Annotated in this window: 6 protein-coding genes; 1 reads left to right on the top strand and 5 read right to left on the bottom strand. The window is 71.2% G+C overall.

Going from position 1 to position 7,775, the window contains the following annotated elements:
* The 4 genes from ACPYOM_RS19805 to ACPYOM_RS19790 all read right to left on the bottom strand — a co-directional run.
* Positions 1 to 123: respiratory nitrate reductase subunit gamma (locus tag ACPYOM_RS19805; RefSeq protein WP_481347263.1), on the bottom strand; the 123-nt coding region annotated here is incomplete at its 3' end.
* Positions 120 to 839: a nitrate reductase molybdenum cofactor assembly chaperone gene (narJ, locus tag ACPYOM_RS19800; protein ID WP_481347262.1), complete on the bottom strand. Its 720-nt coding sequence runs from the start codon at positions 837 to 839 to the stop codon at positions 120 to 122. The genes ACPYOM_RS19805 and narJ, both read right to left, overlap by 4 nt.
* Entirely contained in the window at positions 836 to 2,527 is a 1,692-nt protein-coding gene (narH, locus tag ACPYOM_RS19795) for a nitrate reductase subunit beta (RefSeq protein ID WP_481347261.1), read from the bottom strand. Before narH ends, narJ begins: the two co-directional genes overlap by 4 nt.
* Positions 2,527 to 6,255 (bottom strand): nitrate reductase subunit alpha, encoded by a 3,729-nt coding sequence (locus ACPYOM_RS19790; protein ID WP_481347260.1) that lies wholly within the window; start codon positions 6,253 to 6,255, stop codon positions 2,527 to 2,529. Before ACPYOM_RS19790 ends, narH begins: the two co-directional genes overlap by 1 nt.
* Before the next feature lie 286 nt (positions 6,256 to 6,541).
* Between ACPYOM_RS19790 and ACPYOM_RS19785 the strand changes: the two genes are divergently transcribed.
* The gene (locus ACPYOM_RS19785) at positions 6,542 to 7,357 is read left to right on the top strand and encodes a helix-turn-helix transcriptional regulator (protein WP_481347259.1); all 816 of its coding nucleotides are present in this window, start codon (positions 6,542 to 6,544) and stop codon (positions 7,355 to 7,357) included.
* A 103-nt stretch (positions 7,358 to 7,460) separates the two neighbouring features.
* Here the strand turns inward: ACPYOM_RS19785 and ACPYOM_RS19780 are convergent.
* The coding region (locus ACPYOM_RS19780; protein ID WP_481347258.1) for a YbhB/YbcL family Raf kinase inhibitor-like protein at positions 7,461 to 7,775 on the bottom strand (315 nt) is incomplete at its 5' end.

The raw sequence follows: 7,775 nt of genomic DNA, 5'->3' as shown, positions 1-7,775 counted from the left end.
CTCGTAGAGCTGGGACGAACGGGTCGTCCAGCCGAACTTGTCGTAGCGGTAGCGCCAGACCGTGCCGCCGACGAGGCTGGCGATGCAGAGGTAGGGCAGGACGCCCCAGAGGAAGGTGCTCATCGTCGGGCTCCGGTTGGCTCGGGCTGGGCGGTGGACGAGACGTCGCGCAGGGGCAGCAGGCGCGGGTCGTAGGGGTCGAGGCCCACGGTCTCGACGGGGGGCGGCCCACCGAGGCCGGCCATCGCCATGACGGCGGCCCGGTCGCGTGGTGAGTCGCCGGGCAGCGTCGCGCAGACGGCGACGGCCGCCGCGGCGTAGTGGGACCCCTTCTCCTGCAGCGCGATCCGCAGCAGCTCGAGGCTGGGCCGATACTCCTCGAGGATCGCGCGCCCCGCCTCCGGGTCGGCGACGGCCGCGAACTCGAGGACCATCGGCAGGAAGTCGGGCAGCTCGCCGTGGGTGTCGACGACGAAGCCGCTCGCGCGGTAGGCGGCCTTGAAGCGTCCGAGCACCTCCCCACGTCGACGCGTGTCGCCGTCGGTCCAGTAGGACAGGTAGAGGGCATGCTTGCGGCTGAGGTCGAAGGTGTCGACGTAGGCCCGCTGGAGCGCGTCGAGGGGCGTCGCCCCGAGGTGTGCCAGGAGCGGTTCGAGGTGGCCCGCGGCACGCGAGTCCCGTTGCTCCGCAAGGGCGTCGGCGAGCATCGGCAGAGCGGCGAGAAGGTCCTCACTCGGGTAGTCGAGGCATCGTGCGGCGACGAGGTGCACGACCCGGTCGCCCCGGCCCCGGCGGGACGCACGCGCCTGACGGCTGGTCACGGAGCGGCGGCCGATCACGGCCGGGCCTCCGGCGGGTTGGGCCGAGCCTCCGGCGGGTTGTTGGGGAAGAGACCCGGTGGGGTGCCGTTGCCGTCCCAGTTGAGCAGGTTGACCCGCCCGCGGAGCTCCTCGGAGGAGGTGGGGGAGTCGGTCGTCTGGCGCTGCCTCAGCGCGGCGAACGTCTCGACGGCCACCGGCGCGGGCCGGCCACTCGCCTCGCCGAACGGGCCGGAGTCGTACATGCCCGGGCCGCCGTCGTAGTCGAGGGAGCAGGCCATCTCCTCGAGCTCGTGCGCCCGCTCGACGTGCGCGGTGGGGATGACGTAGCGGTCGGCGTACTTGGCGATCGCCATGAGCCGGTACATCTCGTACAGCGACTCCTCGCTCATGCCGACCGACTCCGGGATCGACGGGTCGCCGTCGCGGCCCAGGGACACGTCGCGCATGTAGGCGCGCATCGCGGCGAGCTTTCGCAGGACGCCGGTGACGACGTCGGTGCGCCCGGCCGTGAAGAGCTCGGCGAGGTACTCGACGGGGATCCGCAGGGCCTCGATCGCCCCGAAGAGGACGTCGCGCGACTCGGCGTCGTGGCCCTGCGAGGCCAGCACGTCGACGACCGGCGACAGCGGCGGCACGTACCAGACCATCGGCATGGTGCGGTACTCCGGGTGCAGCGGCAGCGCGACGCGGTACGTCTTGGCGAGCGCGTACACCGGGCTGCGCCGGGCCGCCTCCATCCAGTCGTCCGGGATGCCCTCGCGCCGGGCCGCGGCGATGACCTCGGGGTCCGCCGGGTCGAGGAGCAGGTCGAGCTGGGCCTGGTAGAGATCACCCTCGTCGGGCGTCGACGCGGCCTCGGTGACGCGGTCGGCGTCGTACAGGAACAGACCGAGGTAGCGCAGCCGCCCCACGCACGTCTCCGAGCACACGGTCGGCAGTCCGACCTCGATGCGCGGATAGCAGAAGGTGCACTTCTCGGCCTTGCCGCTCTTGTGGTTGAAGTAGATCTTCTTGTACGGGCAGCCGGTGATGCACTGGCGCCAGCCGCGGCAGCGGTCCTGGTCGACGAGGACGATGCCGTCCTCCGCGCGCTTGTAGATCGCGCCGGACGGGCAGGAGGCCATGCACGACGGGTTGAGGCAGTGCTCGCAGATGCGCGGCAGGTAGAACATGAAGGTCTTCTCGAGCTCGAACCGGACGGTGTCCTCGGACTGCCGCCGGACCTTCTCCACGACGGGGTCGAGGTGGCCGAGCTGGCTCGTGCCGCCGAGGTTGTCGTCCCAGTTCGCCGACCACGTGATCTTCGTGTTCTCGCCGGTGATGAGCGACTTCGGGCGCGCCACCGGGAAGTCGTCGCCGAGGGGTGCCTCGACGAGCGTCTGGTAGTCGTAGGTCCACGGCTCGTAGTAGTCGGCGAGCTTGGGCTGCACGGGGCTGGCGAAGATGCCGAGCAGCTTCTGCACGCGTCCTCCGGCCTTGAGCTTGAGGCTGCCGCGGTGGGTCAGCGTCCAGCCGCCCCTCCACGTCTCCTGGTCCTCGTAACGGCGCGGATAGCCCTGTCCCGGACGGGTCTCCACGTTGTTGAACCAGACGTACTCGGTGCCGGCGCGGTTGGTCCACGCCTGCTTGCACGTGACCGAGCACGTGTGGCAGCCGATGCACTTGTCGAGGTTCATGACCATGCCCATCTGGGCCATGACACGCATCAGTACGTCACCTCCTGCGAGCGCTTGCGCACCGTCGAGACCATGTCGCGCTGGTTGCCCGTCGGGCCCAGGTAGTTGAAGGCGTATGACAGCTGCGCGTACCCACCGATGAGGTGGGTCGGCTTGACGAGGAGCCGGGTCACCGAGTTGTGGATGCCTCCGCGCCGGCCGGTCGCCTCGGACTTCGGGACGTCGATGGTGCGCTCCTGCGCGTGGTGGACGTAGACGACGCCCTCCGGCATGCGGTGGCTGACGATGGCCCGCGCGACGAGCACGCCGTTGGCGTTGGTGCACTCGACCCAGTCGTTGTCGCCCACGTCGATGGACTGCGCGTCCTGGGGGCTCATCCACACGGTCGGCCCGCCTCGCGAGAGCGAGAGCATGAGCAGGTTGTCCTGGTACTCCGAGTGGATCGACCACTTGCTGTGCGGGGTGAGGTAGCGCACCGTGACCTGCTTGGCGCCATCGGGTCCGAGCTGGGGCTCGCCGAAGAGTCGGTGCATGTCGAGCGGTGGCCGGTAGGTGGGCAGTGCCTCCCCGACCTCCTGCATCCACTCGTGGTCGAGGTAGAAGTGCATCCGGCCGGTCAGGGTGTGGAACGGCTTGAGCCGCTCGATGTTGACGGTGAACGGCGCGTACCGCCGGCCACCGGTCTCGGAGCCGGACCACTCCGGTGAGGTGATCACCGGCACCGGCTGGACCTGCGTGTCGGCGAAGGTGATCCGCTTCTCCTCCGAGCCCTCGGCGAGGTCGACGAGCTTCTTGCCGACACGCTCCTCGAGGGTCCTGAAACCCTGCACGGCCAGGTGGCCGTTGGTCGTCCCGGAGAAGCTCAGGATGGCCTCGGCGAGCTTGGCGTCGGTGTCGATGGCGGGGCGGCCGTCGCCGGCCCCACCGAGCATGACGCCGTTCGTCCGCGCGAGACGGACGACCTCCTCCTCGACGCGGTACGTCACGTTCTTGACGGTGAAGCCGAGGGAGTCGGCGAGCGGGCCGACCGTCGCGAGCTTGTCGGCGATGGCGGTGTAGTCGCGCTCGACCACCTGGAAGACCGGCATCGTGCGACCCGGTGTGCCCGGCGCCCCGGTCGTGCGCCAGTCGACGACGCGGCCGCCGGGCTGGGCCGTCTCGCCCGGGGTGTCGTGCTGCAGGGGGACGCTGACGAGGTCCTTGACCGTGCCGAGGTGGGTCTTGGCCAGGTCCGAGAACCGCTGTGCCAGAAGGTGGAACAGGTCGAAGTCGCTCTTGGCCTCCCAGGGCGGGTCGATGGCCGGCGTGAAGGCGTGGACGAACGGGTGCATGTCGGTCGAGCTGAGGTCGTGCTTCTCGTACCACGTCGCGGCCGGCAGGACGACGTCGGACAGGAGCGTCGTCGACGTCATCCGGAAGTCGGCCGACAGGAGCAGGTCGAGCTTGCCCTGCGGTGCCTCGTCGTGCCATGCCACGTCGGCCGGCCGCGGCGTGCCGGGGTTCTCGCCGCGCATGACGTTCGAGTGGGTACCGAGCAGGTGCTTGAGGAAGTACTCGTTGCCCTTGGCCGAGCTGCCCATGAGGTTGGAGCGCCAGAGGACGAGGGTGCGGGGCCAGTTCTCCGGCGCGTCGACGTCCTCGATCGAGGCCCTCAGCGTGCCCTCGTGCAGCGCCGTCGCCACGTAGGCCGCCGGGCTCTCGGCGGTTCCGGCAGCCACCGCGGCCTCGGCGTCCTCCGCCACCCGAAGCGGGTTGGTGCCGAACTGCGGGTAGAACGGCATCCATCCCAGGCGCGCTGACTCGGCGATGGTGTCGGCGGTGTGCTTGCCGGCGAGGTGCCCTCGAGCGAGCGGCGAGGCGAGCGAGTCGGCCGAGTAGCCGTCGTTGCGCCACTGGTCGGTGTGCATGTACCAGTACGCCGTGCCGATCATGGTGCGCGGCGGGCGTGACCAGTCGAGCGCGTTGGCCAGGGAGACCCAGCCGGTGATGGGCCGGCACTTCTCCTGGCCGACGTAGTGCGCCCAGCCGCCGCCGTTGCGGCCCATGCAGCCGGTGAGCAGCAGGAGCGACAGGATGGCGCGGTAGGTGGCGTCGCCGTGGAACCACTGGCAGATGCCGGCGCCCATGATGATCATCGACCGGCCCCGGGACTGCTCGGCATTCGTGGCGAACTCGCGTGCGATGCGGATGCACTGCTCGGCGGGAACCGCCGTGACCTCGGCCTGCCACGCCGGCGTGTACGGCGTCGAGACGTCGTCGTAGCCGCCGGCCCACTCACCGGGCAGGCCCTCACGGCCGACCCCGTACTGGGCCAGCATGAGGTCGTAGACGGTCGTTACGAGGTGGTCGCCGACGCGCCGGGCCGGCACGCCGCGTCGCAGCACCGAGCCGGTGCCGTCGGGCTCGACGAAGGCCGGCAGCAGCACCTCGACGGCCGTGGCGTCGGCACCGGCCATCGACAGGGCCGGGGAGACGCCGTCGAGGTCGAGGTTCCAGCGGCCCTTGCCGGAGTCGGCGTACCGGAACCCCATCGAGCCGTTCGGTACGACGGGCCGGCCGGTGGCCTCGTCGAGCAGGACCGTCTTCCAGGCACTCTCGGGCGCCGGCGCGTCGGCACCCCCGAGGTCGGACGCGACGAGGAACGTACCGGGCACCATGGCGCCGGCCGGCTGGTCGCTGCCCGCGGGCTCGAGCCGGACGAGGAACGGCAGGTCGGTGTACGTGCGCACGTAGTCGCGGAAGAACGGCACCTCGCGGTCGACGAAGAACTCCTTGAGCAGCACGTGGCCCATGGCCATCGCGAGCGCGGCATCGGTCCCGGCCTGGGCCGGCATCCACTCGTCGGCGAACTTCGTGTTGTCCGCGTAGTCGGGGCTGACGCTGACGACCTTCGTCCCGCGGTAGCGCACCTCGGCCATCCAGTGCGCGTCGGGCGTCCGGGTGACCGGGACGTTCGAGCCCCACATCATGAGGTAGGTCGAGTCCCACCAGTCGCCCGACTCCGGCACGTCGGTCTGGTCGCCGAAGACCTGCGGGCTGGCGACGGGCAGGTCGGCGTACCAGTCGTAGAAGCTCGTCATGACGCCGCCGAGCAGCTGGATGAACCGGGTGCCCACGCAGTGCGACACCATCGACATCGCGGGGATGGGCGAGAAGCCGGCGACGCGGTCGGGTCCGTACTCCTTGATGGTGTGCACGTGGGCGGCGGCCGCGATCTCGACGGCCTCGCCCCACGAGGCGCGTACGAGCCCGCCCTTGCCGCGGGCGGTCTGGTACCGGCGCCGCTTGTCCGGGTCGGTCGTGACCTCGTGCCAGGCGGCGACCGGGTCACCGAGCCGCGCTTTGGCCTCGCGGTACATCTCGAGCAGGACTCCGCGCACGTACGGGTACCGGACCCGGGTCGGCGAGTAGGTGTACCAGGAGAAGGCTGCGCCGCGAGGACAGCCGCGCGGCTCGTACTCGGGCCGGTCGGGTCCGACGGACGGATAGTCGGTCTGCTGCGTCTCCCACGTGATGATCCCGTCCTTGACGTAGACCTTCCACGAGCAGGAGCCGGTGCAGTTGACCCCGTGCGTCGAGCGCACGACCTTGTCGTGGCTCCACCGGTCGCGGTAGAAGACGTCGCCGGCGCGACCCCCCTCGCGGAACACGGCCCGCCCGTCAGCGGACTCGTCCCACCTCGTGAAGAACCGGCCCGTCCTCAGCAGGGCCGCGGACACCGGGCCGTCGAGCTCCGGCGTGGGTCGAGCCGCGTTCACGGCCGCGCCTCTCGTCGGTGTCGGAGCACCGGCCGGTGCGCCGGGGCGTCCTCGCGTCGGGGAGCCGGGTGGGATGCGAGCTGCATGAATCCTCCAAAACGGAGCGACGGCCTCCTGCAAAACCCAGGCGCCGTCGCCGGCCGGGAGGGAGGCCCTTGGGCCTCACCGTAGCGGCGTCCATGCAGTGGCGGGGGGAAATCCGGGCGTGTGCAACGCGTTCTCGGACATTCGTCGGACGCGGCCACGACTCCTCGATATCCTCCAAATCGGCCGAAGAAGGAGTCCGATGTCGATCCCCGTCCCTGCACCCGTCGCTGCACCCGTCGCTGCACCCGTCCCTGCACCCGTCGCTGCACCTTCCCCGGTGGGCGACCCCGGCCGGGTCGAGACCCGGCGCGCCGTCCTCGAGCTGCTGTCCCGACCCCCGGCCGACCCGCGCGAGACGGTGTCCGTGCTCACCGCCGCCGAGGTCGGCGACGCTCTCGGCATCCACGTCACCACCGCGCGGTTCCACCTCGAACGGCTCCTCGACGCGGGGGTGCTCGTGTCCGTCCTGCGCCGTGCCGGCGTCGGCCGGCCGCGCAAGCTCTACGCGCTCGCCGAGCCGCCCGCGCCGGGCCTGACGGGGCACGAGGCCCTCGCGTCCTTCACCGAGCTGCTGACCTCGGCATGGGCGCAGTCCCAGGACGGCGTGCCGATCGGCCCCGAGGAGGCCGGTGCGCGGTGGGTCGCCGAACGCACCGCCACCGACGACCGGCCGCTGCCGGTGGCGACGACCCCCGGTGCCTGGCTCGGCAAGGTCGGCCTCGCGGTCGACCTGCTCGACGAATGGGGGTACGAGCCGGACCTGCGCACGAGCGACCACGGCCGGACGGTCGAGCTGACCCTGCACGACTGCCCGTTCATGGCCATGGCCCGCAACCACTCCGAGGTCGTCTGCGGCATCCACCGCGGGCTGGTGCGGGGCACGCTCGCCGCCGTGGGTGAGGCCGATGCCGACGTCGAGCTCGTCCCGTTCGTGACGAACCGGTCGTGCATCGCGCGGTTGACCAGTGACGCGGTGGCGACGCGGCGCTCGTCCCGCCCCGACGCCCCGGCCTGAGGCGCGACCCCGGACTGAGACGAGACCCGGGACGAGGCGCGACCGGCCACCGCGACGACCGGCGTGGCGCGTCGGTCAGTACTGGTAGGTCAGTACTGGTAGGTCAGTACTGGTAGGTGCCGTGCAGGATCGCGCGGCCCAGCGTCTTGAACGCGAGGTTGAACGAGACGACTGCGGGCGTCGCCGAGTCGTCGACGCCGAGCGTCGGCTCGGACACGGCGTGCACGACGAAGAAGTAGCGGTGCGGCTGGTCGCCCTGGGGCGGTGCCGCACCCATGAAGGTGGCCTGGCCGGCGTCGTTGCGCACGTGGAACGCGCCGCCCGGCAGCGGGCCCGAGGCAGCGCCGGTGTCGAGCGACGTGACGTCGGCCGGGAGGTCGACGAGGACCCAGTGCCAGTAGCCCGACGGCGTGGGGGC

This window comes from Monashia sp. HAY1-2A, from assembly GCF_056755315.1.
The sequence above is the reverse complement of the archived record's forward strand: the minus strand, read 5'-3'. Positions and strand labels throughout refer to the sequence as shown.